At 57.9% G+C, this 16,587-nt stretch carries 15 protein-coding genes; 10 read left to right on the top strand and 5 right to left on the bottom strand.

What is annotated here, in order from left to right; all coding sequences use genetic code 11:
• Window positions 1-417: 417 nt before the first annotated feature.
• The gene (ald, locus tag ACFSAG_RS06970; protein WP_381512820.1) at window positions 418-1,545 is read right to left on the bottom strand and encodes an alanine dehydrogenase; all 1,128 of its coding nucleotides are present in this window, start codon (window positions 1,543-1,545) and stop codon (window positions 418-420) included.
• A 133-nt stretch (window positions 1,546-1,678) separates the two neighbouring features.
• Between ald and ACFSAG_RS06965 the strand changes: the two genes are divergently transcribed.
• On the top strand, window positions 1,679-2,146 hold the full coding sequence (locus tag ACFSAG_RS06965; RefSeq protein ID WP_381512817.1) for an Lrp/AsnC family transcriptional regulator: 468 nt from the start codon (window positions 1,679-1,681) through the stop codon (window positions 2,144-2,146).
• A 125-nt stretch (window positions 2,147-2,271) separates the two neighbouring features.
• Here ACFSAG_RS06965 and aptA read toward each other — a convergent pair whose 3' ends face one another.
• Complete coding sequence (aptA, locus tag ACFSAG_RS06960) at window positions 2,272-3,582, bottom strand: omega-aminotransferase AptA (RefSeq protein ID WP_381512814.1); 1,311 nt, start codon at window positions 3,580-3,582, stop codon at window positions 2,272-2,274.
• A 260-nt stretch (window positions 3,583-3,842) separates the two neighbouring features.
• On the opposite strand from aptA, the gene ACFSAG_RS06955 reads away from it, so the two are divergent.
• The 9 genes from ACFSAG_RS06955 (at window position 3,843) to ACFSAG_RS06915 (ending at window position 14,116) form a co-directional block, all read left to right on the top strand.
• On the top strand, window positions 3,843-4,553 hold the full coding sequence (locus ACFSAG_RS06955) for a TorF family putative porin (RefSeq protein WP_381512811.1): 711 nt from the start codon (window positions 3,843-3,845) through the stop codon (window positions 4,551-4,553).
• A gap of 115 nt (window positions 4,554-4,668) precedes the next feature.
• A complete protein-coding gene (locus tag ACFSAG_RS06950) occupies window positions 4,669-6,015 on the top strand; it encodes a glutamine synthetase family protein (RefSeq protein ID WP_381512808.1) in 1,347 nt (448 codons plus the stop codon).
• Entirely contained in the window at window positions 6,015-7,271 is a 1,257-nt protein-coding gene (locus tag ACFSAG_RS06945) for an NAD(P)/FAD-dependent oxidoreductase (protein ID WP_381512804.1), read from the top strand. The genes ACFSAG_RS06950 and ACFSAG_RS06945 overlap by 1 nt, the downstream gene beginning before the upstream one ends.
• The gene (locus tag ACFSAG_RS06940) at window positions 7,268-8,626 is read left to right on the top strand and encodes an aspartate aminotransferase family protein (protein WP_381512801.1); all 1,359 of its coding nucleotides are present in this window, start codon (window positions 7,268-7,270) and stop codon (window positions 8,624-8,626) included. Before ACFSAG_RS06945 ends, ACFSAG_RS06940 begins: the two co-directional genes overlap by 4 nt.
• Window positions 8,627-8,631: 5 nt before the next feature.
• Window positions 8,632-10,032 carry a glutamine synthetase family protein gene (locus ACFSAG_RS06935; RefSeq protein WP_381512799.1) on the top strand — a complete coding sequence of 467 codons (1,401 nt, stop codon included), beginning with the start codon at window positions 8,632-8,634 and terminating at the stop codon, window positions 10,030-10,032.
• An 82-nt stretch (window positions 10,033-10,114) separates the two neighbouring features.
• A complete protein-coding gene (locus ACFSAG_RS06930) occupies window positions 10,115-11,227 on the top strand; it encodes an ABC transporter substrate-binding protein (protein ID WP_381512796.1) in 1,113 nt (370 codons plus the stop codon).
• 3 nt (window positions 11,228-11,230) lie between these two features.
• Window positions 11,231-12,145: an ABC transporter permease gene (locus tag ACFSAG_RS06925; protein ID WP_381512793.1), complete on the top strand. Its 915-nt coding sequence runs from the start codon at window positions 11,231-11,233 to the stop codon at window positions 12,143-12,145.
• On the top strand, window positions 12,145-12,987 hold the full coding sequence (locus tag ACFSAG_RS06920; RefSeq protein WP_381512791.1) for an ABC transporter permease: 843 nt from the start codon (window positions 12,145-12,147) through the stop codon (window positions 12,985-12,987). The genes ACFSAG_RS06925 and ACFSAG_RS06920 overlap by 1 nt, the downstream gene beginning before the upstream one ends.
• Window positions 12,971-14,116 (top strand): ABC transporter ATP-binding protein, encoded by a 1,146-nt coding sequence (locus ACFSAG_RS06915; RefSeq protein ID WP_465270195.1) that lies wholly within the window; start codon window positions 12,971-12,973, stop codon window positions 14,114-14,116. Before ACFSAG_RS06920 ends, ACFSAG_RS06915 begins: the two co-directional genes overlap by 17 nt.
• 2 nt (window positions 14,117-14,118) lie before the next feature.
• On the opposite strand, the gene ACFSAG_RS06910 is transcribed toward ACFSAG_RS06915, so the two are convergent.
• Genes ACFSAG_RS06910 through ACFSAG_RS06900 form a run of 3 tightly spaced genes read right to left on the bottom strand, consistent with a single transcriptional unit; the run spans window position 14,119 to window position 16,578 of the window.
• Window positions 14,119-14,919, bottom strand: a complete 801-nt coding sequence (locus ACFSAG_RS06910) for an FKBP-type peptidyl-prolyl cis-trans isomerase (protein ID WP_381512788.1) — start codon at window positions 14,917-14,919, stop codon at window positions 14,119-14,121.
• Between the two features lie 47 nt (window positions 14,920-14,966).
• Window positions 14,967-15,164, bottom strand: coding sequence for a hypothetical protein (locus tag ACFSAG_RS06905; RefSeq protein ID WP_374611691.1), 198 nt, complete (start codon window positions 15,162-15,164; stop codon window positions 14,967-14,969).
• A 40-nt stretch (window positions 15,165-15,204) separates the two neighbouring features.
• Window positions 15,205-16,578: an aspartate aminotransferase family protein gene (locus tag ACFSAG_RS06900; RefSeq protein ID WP_381512785.1), complete on the bottom strand. Its 1,374-nt coding sequence runs from the start codon at window positions 16,576-16,578 to the stop codon at window positions 15,205-15,207.
• Between the last annotated feature and the right edge of the window lie 9 nt (window positions 16,579-16,587).

The raw sequence follows: 16,587 nt of genomic DNA, 5'->3' as shown, positions 1-16,587 counted from the left end.
GACCAGCACTGGCCAAGGAGGCAATCATGCACTAACAATCAACACGGACCACTCAATGGGGGCCGGTCACATTTCTAAAGGACCAGCATCAAGAGTGTGGGGGTAGATGTGGGGGAATGAAGTCATATCGCACATGAAAAACAAAAATACAGATATTTAGACTGAAAGTTCGATACAAGCCCTGCCACCATTTATCCCGCAATATGCTGAAACCTGCGGGATGCTCCCAATATAATTTACATCCGGTTGCGATTGTTGACAAAGGTCAATGCAATCTTAACCGTTTCGTGGTGATTGGGCTTTGGCGACCTCAGGGGATTACGCCACCCCACAACTGAGGCCCAGTGCCGTTAGGCACTGGGCTTTTTCTTTTGTGGGGCTGAAGTCTGGCGGTCTACGACCGCAGTTGTCGCCTTATTACGCCGCCAATGCGACTTCAGGATCAACGAATTTCAGGTTCAAGCTTTCGGCAACCGCCTTGCTTGTAACCTTGCCTTTGTGGACATTGAGGCCAGCGAGCAGTCCGCGCCCGATTTCGCTGTGGGCGTGCAAGGCCTCTAGTCCCTTGTCCGCCAGCGCCAGGCCATAGGGCAGGGTGGCATTGTTCAATGCTGCCGCGCTGGTCTGTGGCACCGCACCCGGCATGTTCGCAACGCAATAGTGGATGATGCCGTCGACCACATAGGTGGGCTCTGCGTGCGTTGTGGGCTTTGACGTTTCGAAGCAGCCGCCTTGGTCGATGGCAACATCGACGAGTACCGAGCCCGGCTTCATATGCTTAAGCATCGCACGGGTAACCAGCTTCGGCGCACTGGCGCCAGGGATCAGCACCGCACCGATTACGGCATCGGCCGCACTGATTTCGGCATCGATCGTGTCGAGCGTCGAATATCGGGTGCGGACCCGGCCGTGGAACAGTTCATCCAGTTGGCGCAGGCGCGGTATCGAGCGATCGACGATGGTTACTTCGGCGCCAAGGCCAACCGCCATGCGCGCCGCATGGGTGCCGACTACACCGCCGCCCAATACGGTCACGCGACCAGCGGGAACGCCCGGAACGCCGCCCAGCAATATGCCTGCACCGCCCTCGGAACGGCGCATTGCCTCTCCTGCGGCCTCGATTGCCAGTCGCCCGGCGACTTCGCTCATCGGGGCGAGCAATGGCAGGGTGCCCTTGTCGTCGGTGACGGTTTCATAGGCGATCGCGGTGCAACCCGATTTGATCAGTCCCTTTGCCTGCTTGGGATCGGGGGCAAGGTGGAGATAGGTGAAAAGCAACTGCCCTTCGCGCAATTGCACCCATTCGCTGGGTTGCGGTTCCTTCACCTTCACAACCATCTCCGCCTTGGCGAAGATTTCCTCGGCGGATTTCACAATCTTGGCACCCGCCTTTTTATATGCCTCGTCCCCGGCCATGATGCCCGCGCCCGCGCCTGACTGCACCATAACCTGATGCCCGCGCGCAACATATTCGCGAACGGCGGAAGGCGTCAGCCCGACGCGATATTCATGAACCTTGATCTCTGTGGGGACGCCGATGCGCATGTCTCTCTCCAAAGTTGAAAGCGGTCTGCACCGCTTTTAGCACTTAGTGCGCAGCTAAAATGCGCAAATTATGGACAGTAGAATGAATTTAATGCAATAAAGCAGCGCAATATATCGAAAAGGCGACGAATAAATGCAGATTGACCGCATAGACCGTAAGATATTGAGCGCCCTTGTCGCCAATGGCAGGGCAACGCAGCAGGAATTGGGCGAGGCTGCCGGCCTGTCCCCCAGTGCTGCTTCAAGAAGGCAAAAGGCCCTCGAAGACGCTGGCATAGTGCGCGGCTATCGGGCCGATGTGAACTTACGCAAACTGGGCATGGCCGCGACTGTGATGGTGACGATCACGCTCGACAGCCAGAGCGAAGAGGCGATGGAAGCTTTTGAAAGCGCGGTTTCCGTCAGTCCGTCGATCCTGCGATGTCACTTGATGAGCGGCCGCAACGATTATCATCTGACGGTGCGGACGGCGTCGATCGAGGATTATGAGCGCGTGCACCGCCAGGAGATTGCCCGCCTGCCAAGGGTCGCACGCATCGAGACGGCATTTGCGTTGCGCGAAGTCGTTAACCGTGCCGTCCCGCCGAGGCTGTTCGAATGAATGAACAGTAAGCCTGCACCTGCGTTCTATTCCCGAAGGAGAATGAACATTGGCAGAAACATCGGCATCAGCATTGGCGGACTGATCTTGCTCTTGATCCTCGTCGCGATCCTGTTCTGACGAAATCAGGCGATAGTCGCCAAGAGGTCCCCCAATTTTCCGAACATCTCGTCGATATGCGATTTTTCCATGATCAGCGGCGGGCTGAGCGCCAATATGTCGCCCGTGGCGCGCACGAGGAGCCCATTGTCGAAACAGGCGTGGAACAATTCGGTCGCGCGTTTGGTCGGTGCGCCAGCGCGTGGTTCCAGTTCGATTCCCGCGACGAGGCCGATTGTCCTTATATCGATGACATGCGACTTTCCTTTCAGGCTGTGCGCAGCATCGGCCCAATAGCTGCCCAATTCCTCTGCTTTCTCGAAAAGGCCTTCATCACGATAGAGATCGAGCGTGGCTATCCCGGCGGCGCAGGCGACCGGATGGCCTGAATAGGTATAGCCGTGAAACAACTCGATACCATCCGCCGCGTTGTTGACGACATCGTCATGGATCGAACGGTGCACTGCCACCGCACCCATGGGAACCGCTGCATTGGTAAGGCCCTTGGCCATGGTGATGATATCGGGCGTGACCCCCCAGGTGCCGCTCGCGGTGGCTCCGCCCACACGGCCATATGCAGTGATGACCTCGTCAAAGATAAGGATGATGCCATGCCTGGTGCAGATATCACGCAGCCGTTGCAGGTAACCGACCGGCGGTATCAGTACACCGGTTGAGCCGGCCATGGGCTCCACAATGACGGCGGCGATGGTTTCCGCCCCGTGCAGGGCAACCAGCCGCTCCAGATCGTCTGCCAGTTCGGCACCATGCTGCGGAAAGCCTTTCGAAAAGGCGTTCCTGGACAGGTCGTGCGTGTGCGGCAAATGGTCCACCCCCGGAAGGCCCTGCCACCAGCGGCGATTGTTGACGATACCGCCCACCGAAATTCCGCCAAAGCCGGTGCCGTGATAGCCGCGCTCGCGCCCGATCAATCGGGTGCGCGTGCCTTGGCCGCGTGCGCGCTGTGCTGCCAGCGCTATCTTGAGCGCCGTATCGACAGACTCGCTGCCCGAGTTGGTAAAAAAGATACGATCCAGCCCCTCAGGCATTAGTTCGGCAACGCGACTTGCCAGTTCAAAGGCGAGGGGGTGGCCGAGTTGGAATGTCGGGCCGAAATCCATCGATGCCGCGGTTTTTGCAATTGCTTCGACAATCGGGGTGCGGCAATGCCCGGCATTGCTGCACCACAAGCCCGAAGTGCCATCGAGAATGCGGTTCCCGGCGACATCCCAATAATGCATGTACTTCGCTGCAGCCAGTTGGCGCGGGTGTGCCTTATAGGCTCGGTTGGCAGTGAAGGGCATCCAGAATGCCGCAAGCGGGTCGTTTTCACGCATCAATTCGGTCCTTGCTGGGTACCCACCGGCACCATGCTACTGTGACCGATATGCCACAACTTATAAAAAGGACAATGTTGCAGACATAAAATTGCTTGATTGCCATGCGGCTTGCTGTTTTTGTGCACCTGCACACTGGCAGCGCCATTAACCATATCAAAACAGGAAGCTGGCAGAACTCGCGGGAAAGAACAGCCATCTAGGGGGCAGGGGCCTACGCGTCCGCTGTCAGCGAGTTTAAGTGAAGAAAGGTCAAAAATATGCGTAAGTCAATTTTCAAGCTGGCAGCAGCCTGCGTCGTCGTGGGCAGCATGTCGGCAGCTGCGCCGGCATTCGCACAAGACGAAGCGGCAGAAGAAGCTGAAGGCCCGTTCACCGTTTCGGGCGGTATTGCGGTAGTTTCCGACTATCGTTTCCGCGGTGTTTCGCTGTCGGACAAGGATTTTGCGGTCCAGCCGACTTTGACTGTCAGCCACGAGTCGGGTTTCTATGTTGGTGTTTGGGGTTCGAATATTGCGGAAAACCCGGGCGAAGATATTGAAGTCGATCTTTATGCCGGTTTCGCTGGTGGTGACACCGTCACTTATGACTTGGGCGTCACCTACTATATGTATCCCGGCGTTTCGGCCTTCAACTATGCTGAATTCATCGGCAAGCTCGGTACCACCGTGGGACCGGTAACCCTCGGCGGCATGGTTGCTTACGCACCAAGCCAGGACGGCACGGGCAACACCGACAACTTCTATCTGGGCACCAATGCCTCGATCGGTATCCCCAATACCCCGTTGTCGCTAAGCGGTTCGATCGGCTATGAAGATGGCGCATTTGGCGATGACAAGATTGACTGGTCGCTTGGTGTAACGGCGGAAGTCAAAGGCTTCACACTTGGCGCATCCTATGTCGATACCAACCGGTTTGTTGGCGGTCTTGGCAAGGCGGGTGCCGTCTTCTCGATCAGCTACGGCTTCTGACATCTCGCCGGCTTCAGGCTGGCAAAAGGTAAAACTGAATGCCGGGCTTGACTGTTCAAGCCCGGCATGTCCTTATGTGGCAGGCCAGTTTCCGGCCCTAAACCGGTGAAAAACAATGTCTGTCAATCTGGCGAGCTGGATCGCCGAACATAATATCGACGAAGTCGAATGTATCGTACCCGACATCAACGGGGTGCAACGCGGCAAGGTTTTGCCCGCAAAAAAATTCCTCTCTTCGGTCCGTGACAAGTCGCTCCGTATCCCCGGCAGCGTCTTCATTTGCACAATCGATGGTGACTATCCGGAAGATATCGCTGATATCTGGGACAAAGATCCGGACAAGACCCTGATCGCCGATCCGGAGACGATTTGCATTGCGCCGGGTTTCAAATCCCCGACCGCGTTTGTTATCGCCGATGCCTATCATGGTGATGGCACGGAGGTTGAGCTGGCGCCACGCGCCATCCTCAAGAAAGTCCTGCGGCTTTATGAGGAAAAGGGCTGGAAACCTATCATCGCGCCCGAGGTGGAGTTCTACCTCGTCAGCCAGAATGTCGACCCCGACTTCCCGTTGGTACCGCCGACAGGTTCTAGTGGCCGCGCCGAAACCGCGAGCCAGCCTTACGGGCTGGAGGCGATGAACGAATATGAAGCAATCATCGACCATATCTATGACGATTGTGAGCTGATGGGGCTCGATATCGATACGATGATCCACGAAATGGGGGCCGCCCAGCTTGAGGTGAATTTCATCCATGGCGATCCGCTCGCGCTTGCGGACTCGGTATTCCTGTTCAAGCGGGTGGTGCGCAATGTCGCGCGCCAGCATGGGGTTTATGCAACCTTCATGGCAAACCCAATGGCCGGGCAGCCGGGCAGTGCGATGCACATCCACCAATCGGTTGTGGATTCGGCAACGGGCAAGAACCTGTTCGCCAATGCCAATGGCCGCGATAGCGCCTTGTTCAAAAGCTTCATTGCGGGTCTTGCCCGCTATATGCCGCAGGTCGCGCCGCTCTGGGCGCCCAATGTGAACAGTTTCCGCCGGATGCGGCCGGATAGTGCCGCGCCCATTAACGTACAGTGGGGCGTTGATAACCGCAGCTGCGGTTTCCGTGTCCCGGTATCGGATCGCAACAACCGCCGCGTTGAGAACCGCTTGCCGGGTGCCGATTCAAACCCCTATCTGGCGATCGCGGCGTCGCTGGTATGCGGTTATGTGGGAATGGTCGAACGGCTGCAGCCGCCCAAGCCAATCGAAGGCAGCGCCTATAACCGCGCCCGCACTTTGCCGCGTACGCTTGAAGCGGCTCTCGACCGTTTCTCCAGCTGCAAACCGGTGCGCAATATCCTCGGCGAGGATTTCTTCGACATCTATTATGCAGTGAAAGACCATGAGCTTTTCAACTACCAGTCGGTGGTTTCAAGCTGGGAGCGCGAGCATCTGCTGTTGAGGGTGTGATGCCCGACCAATTGGCAAACAGCTATTACCGTGCGACCGCCAATGTTTGGGAGCGTCGGCTTGCTTTCTCGGGTGATGAAAGCTTTGACGTAGCCGTTATCGGAGGCGGCTTCACGGGTCTGTCGGCGGCCCTTGCGTGCGCCGAAAAGGGGCTGAAGGTCGCGTTGTTCGAAGCGCATTCGATCGGTTTCGGAGCATCAGGGCGCAATGGCGGCCAATTGATTCCCGGCTTGCGCTGGTCGATGCGAGAGATTGACGAGGAATTCGGCCGCGAACGCGCGCAGGCGATTTACGATCTCGCTTATGGCGCGGTTGAACGTGTGAAAAGCCGGATCGCCAAGGATGGCATCCAATGCGATCTGAAGGCAGGCCATTTAGAGGCAGCATTCAAGCCTGATCATTATCGCGCGATGCAGCGCGACGCCGAATATCTCGCCAAGGAATTTGGCTGGGAGAGCGAAATCGTCGACCCAAAGGATATGGGCAGGCATATCAATGGTGGCGGTTATCATGGTGGGATTTACGACCGCCAAGGCGGGCATTTCCATCCTTTGAACTATACACTTGGCTTGGCAAAGGCGGCGTTGGATGCAGGTGTTGTGATATTCGAGCACAGCCCTGTTTTAAAGATTGCGGGAAATCAGGCTTGCACGGCTAATGGAATTGCGACGGCACAGTCCATCCTGCTTGCGGCAGACAATTGGATGGGCGATCTGGATCGTGCATTGGGCGGCTACACTGTTCCGATCATGAATTATAATATCGCGACAGCACCGCTGCCTGATGCCGACAGCCTTTTGCCCAGCGATGCAGCCGTTGCCGACAGCCGCTTCGTCCTCAACTATTTCCGCCTTTCCGCCGACAAGCGCCTGATCTTTGGTGGCGGAGAGAAGTATGTTCAGTCACCGCCTGCCGATATTGCTGCCTTTGTGCGCAAGCATATTGTCGACGTGTTCCCTTCGCTGGCTGAAACACCGATCGACTATGCCTGGGGTGGCGCAGTGGGGGTAACCATGAACCGGTTGCCGCATATGGGGCGCAAGGGGAACGTCTTCTTCGCCCACGGCTTTTCCGGACATGGCGCGCTCGTCACGACGCTGGCTGGGGAATTGCTGGCCGAAGCGGTTACCGGGACGATGGAGCGGTTCGATGTCTTTGCGAACCTACCGCAGCAACCCTTTCCCGGCGGACGGCTGTTCGCGCGGCCACTCGCCACTTTGGGATTGCTTTGGTACGCGCTAAGGGATCGCCTATGATTACAGACGCTTCTATCGACAGGACTGCTGAGCGTGAAGCGGCCGCCTTTTGTGCGGCCAACCCCAAATCGCTGACGCTTGCCCAGCAGGCGTCGACCAACTGGTTTCAGGGTGTTCCCTTTCACTGGATGCTCGATTGGCCAAGCCCCGCACCGCTGGTCGCCGCCCATGCGCAGGGCGCTGTGCTGACCACGGTTGATGGTCGCAAGCTCGATGATTTCTGCCTTGGCGATACCGCCAGCATGTTCGGCCACTCGCCCAAGCCGCTGGCTGATGCGATTGCAAAGCAGGCGGGCGAGGGGCTCAGCTATATGCTCCCCACCGAAAAAGGCGTTGAACTGGGTGAGATGCTGGCCAGGATGTTCGGCCTGCCGCGCTGGCAGGTTACGACCACGGCGAGCGAAGCAAGCCGGGCTGTGATCCGCTGGTGCCGCGGGATTACCGGGCGCAAGAAAATCTTGATCTTCAATGGCTGTTATCATGGAGCCGTCGACGATGTATTTGTCGACCTGCGCGCCCATCCTTCAGGTTGGGAACCGAAAATGCGCGCCAGCCTGATCGGGCAAGTGCACGATATCCTGCCGACCACCTCGGTGATTGAGTTCAACGACCTCGAAGCTCTCGAGCGCACACTGAAACGCGGTGACATTGCCTGTGTGCTTGCCGAACCAGTGATGACCAATGTCGGGATGGTGCGCGATGCCCCCGGTTATCTCGAAGCGTTGCGCCGGTTGTGCAGCGAAACCGGCACAATATTGGTGTTCGATGAAACGCATACCATTTCCTCCGGTTATGGCGGGCACAGCAATGCCTTTGGCCCGAAACCGGACATGATGGTGATCGGCAAGTCGATTGGCGGGGGCATCTCGACCGCTGTTTACGGGTTCAGCGATGAGATTGCTGAACGCATGGCGAAACTCAATGCCAGCAGGCCGAGCGGCCATAGCGGCATCGGCACTACGCTATCGGCAAATGCGCTGGCGATTGCGGCGATGCATGCGATGGTCGGCAAGGTTATCACTCATGATGCCTATCGTCACATGCTCGAACTGGCACGACGATTGGTGAAGGGCATCGAGAGCGTCATCGAAACCCACCGGTTACCCTGGCACGTGGTGAATGTAGGTGCGCGGGTGGAGTTTGTTTGCGCTGACCGCCCATCAACTAATGGCAGCGAAGCACGCGCTGCGATGCATCCCAAATTGGAGGCGGCAATCCACCTCTATCTCGCCAATCGCGGCATTTTGCTTGCGCCGTTTCACAATATGATGTTGCTGTCGCCGGCAACGCAAGAGGGGCAGGTTGACCGGTTGGTGCATATTCTCGACGCCGCGGTAACCGAATTTCTGGAGTAATAAAGTTGAGCCATCATCCCAAATCCTCGGCCGTGATCGCGCCGAAGAGCGAAGCGGAAGCGTTTTTCGCGGCCAATCCGCATATCGATGCGATCGACATGATCTACACCGATATGGGCGGCGTGCCCCGTGGCAAACGGTTGCGCCAGCATGAAGTGATTGCCGTATACGAAACCGGACGGATGTTTCCGGGATCGATCACGGTGGTGGATATCACCGGGCAGGATACGGTCGAAACTGGCCTTGTCTGGGAAGATGGCGATGCTGACCGATCGATGAAGCCGGTGCCCGGTACGCTGGTCAAAACGCCTTGGGCCGGGGAGAATGCCGCGCAGTTCCTGGTCGATTTCTACGAACTCGACGGCACCCCGCACGACCTTGATCCGCGCCATGTGCTCGGGCGGGTCGTGGATCGCTATGCGGAGCAGGGCCTGGTGCCTGCGGTCGCGGTCGAACTCGAATTCTATCTTGTCGATCCAAAGCGTACCCGAGACGGCCTGATCCGCCCTGCAGCGCCCGGCTACAGCAAGGATCGCCCGCGCAATGTAGAGGTCTATGGCCTGCGCGAGATTGAAGATTTCCGTCCATTTTTCGATGATCTCTATGCCTTTTGCGATGCGCAGGGGCTCCCGCTCGAAAGCGCGATTTCGGAATTCGCTCCGGGGCAGTTCGAGCTCACGCTGTGCTACAAGCCCGATGTGCTGCGCGCCTGTGACGACGCAATCATGTACAAGCGCCTAGTGAAGGCAACCGCCCAGCGCCATGGGCTGGAAGCCACCTTCATGGCCAAGCCCTTTGCCGATCAGGCGGGCAGCGGCATGCACATCCACGTTTCGGTCAACGATGCCGATGGTAACAATATCTTCGCCAGCGAAGATCCCGAGGGCACCGATGCGCTGCGCCACGCCATCGGCGGGATGATTGCAAATGTGGGGGATAGCTTCGCGCTGTTTGCGCCCAATGCCAATAGCTATCGCCGTTTCAAGGCGAACAGCTATGCGCCGGTTGCTCCAACCTGGGGTGTGAACAACCGCACCGTTTCGTTCCGCATTCCGGCAGGTGCGCCCAAGACCCGCCATGTCGAACACCGCGCATGTGGGGCCGATGCCAACCCCTATCTTGCAGTCGCTGCCGTGCTCGCAGGCATGCATCATGGCATGGCGAACCAGACCGATCCCGGCCCTGCGGTGGTCGGCAATGGCTATGATCGAGACAGTTCGGGCGATGACAAGCCGCCGAGCAACTGGTTTGCTGCAGTCGACCGTTTCCATGCCTCCAGCATCATGCGCGACTATCTGGGCGAACGCTTCGTGGACATGTATTCAATCGTCAAACGCGTCGAGCAGGACCGCTATTTCAGCGAAGTACCCCGTCTTGATTATGACTGGTATCTAAGAAACGCCTAAATCCAAAAAAATGGCTTGAAATTCGCCACTTTTGCGTCAGTCTCCGGAATCGAGGGAACGCATAAAAAGGTGGAGTAAAGCCATGGATTTCAAGACGCTGTTGGATAACGCACAGAACCGTCGGTCGCTGCTGAAGGGGATGGGGGTCGCCGCTGTCGGCTTGACCTTTACAGGCGCACTTGCAGGATGTGGAGAGAAGGAAGCGAAGAAGCTCGCCAATGGTGAGGAAGCCAAGCTGAACTTCTACAATTGGGACACCTATATCGGCGAAACCACGCTTGAGGATTTCAAGGGTGCCAGCGGCGTTGATGTCAACATGACGCTGTTCGCCAGCAATGACGAGCTGTTTGCCAAGTTGAAGGCTGGCAATCCCGGCTATGACGTGATTGTGCCGTCGAATGACTTTGTCGAGCGCATGGCCGCTGCCGACATGCTGATGCCGCTCGATTTCGCGCAAATCCCGAATTTCGAGAAAAATGTCGCGCCCGAGTTCAAGGATGTGCCCTATGATCCGAAGCGCAAATATTCGATGCCTTACACCTGGCTGTCGCTTGGCATCGGCTATCGCAAGTCGAAGGTGAAGGGCACGCCCGATAGCTGGAAAGTGCTGTTCGACAGCGACGAATATAAGGGCCGCATCGCCGTTCTTTCGGAAGCGGGCGACATGTTCCGTCTCTATGGCAAATATCTGGGCAAGTCAGTCAACGGCCTGACCGAAGCCGATATCAAGACCATCGAAGCGCTGATGATCAAGCAGAAACCCAACATCAAGGCCTTCCACGAGGATAATGGCCAGGACCTGCTGCTCAAGGGCGAGGTTGATGTCGTGCTCGAATATAATGGCGATATCGCGCAGGCGATGGTCGAGGACGAAGATATCGGCTTTGTCATTCCCAAGGAAGGCAGCCAGCTCAATTCGGACAATCTCTGCATTCCCAAAGGCGCGCCGCGCCCCAAAAATGCGCATGCCTTCATCAACTATCTGCTTGATGCAGAGGCAGGCAAGAAGATCACCGAAACCATTCTTTACCCGACGCCCAATAACGCCGCCAAGGCCCTGATGCCCGACGATTACAAGAATAATCCGGTCATCTTCCCGCCAGCGGATGTTCTCGCCAAGTGCGAATATGCGAAGTTCAATCCTGAACTTCAGGCGAAATATGAGGAGGCCTTCACCCGCGTGCGGGCCGCCTGATCCGTGGCAGGGGGGCTACAGGATTGGAAACAGCATAAGCGGCCGTTCGCAGCGATTGCGGGGGCGCCGCTTTTCTGGCTGCTGCTTTTCTTCCTCATACCGATGGCGATTGTCTGGCTTTACAGCTTTGGCGAAAATGCCGGGCCAGCCGACATCGCGATTTCGGGCACGCTTGAAAATTACAAACGTGCGACCGAATGGCTGTATCTATCGATATTCCTGAAATCGCTGGCGGTCGCCGCGCTGGTCACGCTGATTTGCCTGATTGTCGGCTTCCCGGTGGCGATGGCGATTACCTTCGCTTCGCCCAAATGGCGGCCCTGGCTGCTGCTTGGCATCATGCTGCCCTTCTGGACCAACCTGTTGATCCGCACCTATGCGCTGATGATGCTGATGGGTACCAACGGCTACGCCAATAAAGGGCTGGGTGCGTTGTGGGAGGGGGCAAGCTGGCTGCGCACGCTGGTTGGCATGCAACCGCTTGAGGCATGGACGCCGGTGCAACTGCTCTACAATAATTTCGCGGTGGTGCTCGGGCTGGTTTACGTCCACCTGCCTTTCATGGTGCTGCCGCTCTACGCCGCGCTCGACCGGCTGGATAAATCACTGATCGAGGCGAGCCTTGACCTGGGGGCAGGGCATTTGCGCACGCTGATGAAGATTGTCGTGCCGCTCGCCGGGCCAGGCATTTTGGCGGGTGTGATGATTACGCTGATCCCTGCATTGGGCGCCTATCTGACGCCTGACCTTATGGGGGGCACTGAAAGTCAGATGATCGCCAATGTTATCGAGCGCCAGTTCAAGCGCGCCAACGACTGGCCCTTTGGCGCGGCGTTATCCTTCCTGTTGATCTACGCGATGTTCATCCTGATTGCGCTGCAATCGATGCGGCGCGACAAGGGAAGGGAGGCGCACTGATGGCGCTGTTCAAACGCACACCGGTTGCCCCGCTCGAATATACCCGCAAGACCTGGATGCGCGGTTGGGTCGGTGCGACGATGTTCTTCCTCTACGCACCGCTGCTGATCCTGATGATTTTCAGTTTCAACGACAGCAAGCGCAACGTTGTGTGGAAGGGCTTCACGCTCAAATATTACGAAAAGGCGATGAACAATGACTCGCTGGTGGAGGCGATGGTCAATTCGCTTACCATTGCCGGATTGGCGACGGTGTTCAGCCTTGTTCTTGGCGCATTGGCGGCTGTCATGCTCTGGCGCTTCCGCTTTCCATTCAAGGGAGCGGTCGAAGGAACCATGTCGCTGCCGATCATCGTTCCAGAGATTTGCCTCGGCGTCGCTTTCCTGATCTTCTTTGCCAAGATTTCGTGGCCGACCGATCTTCCTTGGCCGTTAAATCTTTCAGCGATCACGATTGCGCACATCACCTTCTGCTTCCCGTTCGTGGCGATGGTCGTGCGTTCGCGTCTGGAAAGCTTTAACAAGGAAGAGGAAGAAGCGGCAAAAGATTTGGGTGCGTCGGAATGGCAGACCTTCCGCGACATCCTGCTTCCGCACATGAAGCCGGGCTTGATCGCGGGCGCGCTACTAGCTTTCACGCTTAGCCTCGACGATTTCGTCATCACCTTCTTCACCAGTGGGCCCGATACGATCACCTTCCCGGTGAAGGTCTATTCGATGGTCCGTTTCTCGGTCACGCCGGAAGTAAACGCCGCCTCGACCATCCTCATCATCCTCACCATCGTCCTCACCGCTGTCGCGCTCAAGCTGCAGGGTGTGAAAGCCATTGCGGAATCCCATTGATATGTCCGACCAGCAACCCATCATCCAGATCCGCAACGTCTCCAAACGCTTTGGCAAGGTGACCGCGGTCGACAACGTCAACCTTGATATCATGGCGGGCGAGTTCTTCGTTTTGCTCGGCCCTTCGGGCTGTGGAAAGACGACGCTGCTGCGCATGATCGCCGGGTTCGAATTGCCCACCGAAGGCCAGATCATCATCGATGGCGTCGATGTCAGCGACGTTCCGCCCAACAAGCGGCCAGTGAATATGGTGTTCCAGAGCTATGCCGTGTTCCCGCACATGTCGGTGGCAGACAATGTCGCTTATGGCCTAAAAATCCGCGGCGTCGGCCGGGGTGAACGCGAGGAACGAGTGCGCGAGGCGTTGGAATTGGTCAAACTTGGCGGGTTTGAAGACCGCATGCCCGACCAGATGTCAGGCGGGCAACGCCAGCGCGTCGCGCTTGCGCGCAGCCTGGTGATGCGGCCCAAGGTGTTGTTGCTCGACGAACCGCTTTCGGCGCTCGACGCCAAATTGCGCGCGCAGATGCAATTTGAGCTTTCGGACCTGCAGGATCAGGTCGGCATCACATTCGTGACCGTCACGCACGATCAGGATGAGGCGCTGTCGATGGCCAGCCGTATTGCCGTGATCAACAAGGGTGAAGTCGCGCAGCTGGCCGGGCCATCAGATCTGTACGAATTCCCCGCTAACCGTTTCGTCGCCGACTTCGTGGGTTCGGTAAATATTTTCGAAGGCAAACTGACGCTCGATGAGCCCGACAAGGCGGCGGTCGATTGCCCCGGGCTTGGCATGGTGTATCTGAACCATGGCGTAACCGGCCCACATGGGGCCGATGTCTGGGTCGCATTGCGGCCGGAGAAAATCTACCTCCACGTTCCGGGTGAGGGCAAAGCGGTGCGCGCCGCAGCCAAGGATGCGCCCGAAGGGCACAATTTCGCACGCGGCGTGATCAAGGGAATGAGCTATCTTGGCGACATCACCCTGTACGAGATCAAGCTCGACAGCGGGGAGATGATCCGCGTTTCGCGACCCAACCTCTCACGCCACGACCAGGAAGATTTCACCTGGGATGACCGCGTCAGCATGCACTGGCGCGCGGACAGCCCGGTGGTACTGCTCAGCTAAGTTCAATCCTCCGCCGGTGGGGCAGGGCGAAGGTCGATCAGCGTTACGATGATGTTGGTCGCCGGTTCGGCTTCGGTCGCTGCACTGCTCGGCATGCAAAAACGATAGGTAGAACCCAGCGGCATCAGCTTGAGCGCTTCGGCAAACATCGGAGTTGCCATGGCCAGCGGAATCTTCTCCCATTGGCGCTGCTGGTCGACGACGCCCGTTTCCGCATCGAACAGCGAAAAATCGACCAGTGCCATATCGGCATCAGTAGCCACGCGCCCTTGCGCCGCCTTCATCACAGCATAGCCAAGGCCAGACGCGGTCGTCTGGTTGCAGGTGCGATCCGCAGGCGCGATCACCGGCTTTGGTGAGGGCGTTGTGAAAGAGAGCAGCTCTACCTCGAACACCAGGTCGGAATTGGCGGGGATCGGCCCGCTGCCCTCCGCTCCATAGCCGAGCGCAGCCGGAATGCAGAGGCGGTACTTTCCGCCCGGCTGCATCAGTTTCAATCCTTGTGCAAAGCCGGGGATCACGCCGCCGATTTTGAACTTTGCGCCCTGGCCAGCGTCAAACTCGCTGCCATCGGACGCCAGGCGGCCGCTATAATTGACCTCCACCCGCGCATCTGCGCCCGGTTTCTCGCCCGCACCCGCCTTGATCACGGTGTAAGACAGGCCCTCGGCAGTTTTGATCTTGCACGTCAAAACCGGCTTCGCCGCGGTGGGCTCAGCGGCAATCGCGAGACTTGCAAAGACGATGGGAGAGAAGGCGGTCGATAGAGCCGCCAAGGCAGCGACAGGTTTCAGATTTTTCATGGCGCCAGCGGTAGGTGAAGCGCCTGAAAAGTCCAGTCTGCTCTGGTTTAGTCGCTATCTTTCTTGCGTGCCTTGTTGGCATAGATCAACGCGGCGGCAAGCGCGGCAGAACCAATGCCGATGCCAGCAGCGGTTTTCCAGCCAATGCCGCCCTTATTATCTGCGGCTTCCTTGCGCGCTTTGGCACGCTTCACTTCGCGCATGGTTTCGTTGTCGGGCGGAAGATCGTCGCTGTTGTCTGTCATGCCCACCTAAATGAATCAGGTGGGCATGGACGTCAACCCTTCAGAGCGCGCGGAGCAGCGGCTCGGCCTTGTCGAGTGACTTACGGATGATGCCAACCAGTTCGTCAATCTGTGCGGTCGAGATGATCAGCGGCGGGCACATCACGATGCTGTCGCGGATGCCGCGCACCATCAGGCCGTTGGCGATACAGATGTCGCGCACCAACGGACCGGCGGTTCCTTCTGCGCCGCCAAAGCGGGCACCCGTCGCCTTGTCGGCAACGATTTCAACTGCACCCAGCAATCCGACCGAACGGGTTTCGCCGACCAGAGGGTGGTCGTCGAGCGATGCCAAGGCCTTAGCGAGATAGGGCCCGGTTTCGTTGCGGACCTTGTCGACCAAGCCTTCGCGCTCCATGATTTCGATGTTGCGCAATGCCACTGCCGCCGAAACGGGATGCCCGGAATAGGTATAGCCATGGACGAAATCGCCCCCGGTCTTCATGACCTTGATGATCTCGTCCGACACGGCGACGGCGGAAATCGGCAAGTAACCGCTCGAAAGGCCCTTCGCCATTGCGATCATGTCGGGCTTAACGCCCATCGTTTCATGGCCCCACATATTGCCGGTGCGGCCGAATCCGCAGATAACTTCGTCGCAGATCAGGAGGATGCCATATTTGCGGCAGATGGCCTCAACCTGCGGCCAGTAATTGGCCGGTGGTATGATGACACCGCCAGCACCCTGAACGGGTTCACCGATGAACGCAGCGACATTTTCAGGTCCGACTTCGAGGATCTTGGCCTCGATCGCTTCGGCACATGCGGTGCCGAATGCCTCGGGCGTCATGTCGCGGCCTTCGTTAAACTGATAGGGCTGGCGGACATGCTCGACACCCGGGATCGGCAGGTCGCCAATCGGATGCATCGCCTTCATCCCGCCAAGTGAAACGCCGGCGACGGTTGAGCCATGATAGGCGTTCCAGCGGCTGATAAAGACCTTGCGCTTGGGTTCGCCCTTTAGCTTCCAATATTGGCGGACCAGGCGGAAGACGGTGTCGTTGGCCTCGCTGCCCGAACTGTTGAAGAAGACATGCGGCAAACGGTTCTGCGTCAGACCTGCAATCTTGTGCGCCAGCAATACCGTCGGCGGGTTCGCCGTCTTGAAGAAGCTGTTGTAATAAGGCAGCTCGCGCATCTGCTCAGCAGCGACATCCGCCAGTTCGTCACGGCCATAACCGACATTGACGCACCAAAGGCCCGCCATGCCATCGAGGATGCGGTTACCGTCTCCGTCATGGATATAGCAACCTTCGGCATGGGTGATGATGCGGCTGCCGCCCAGATTCTCGATTTCCTGCCAATCGGCTTGGGCGGGCAGGTGATGGGCGATGTCGAGACGGCGGAGTTCGGCGATGTCGTAATTGCGGGGCATTTCTTGATC

This window comes from Sphingorhabdus buctiana, assembly GCF_042680825.1.
Classification (GTDB): Bacteria; Pseudomonadota; Alphaproteobacteria; order Sphingomonadales; family Sphingomonadaceae; genus Sphingorhabdus_B; species Sphingorhabdus_B buctiana.
Note: the sequence above shows the minus strand (reverse complement) of the source record. Positions and strands in the feature narration are given on the sequence as shown.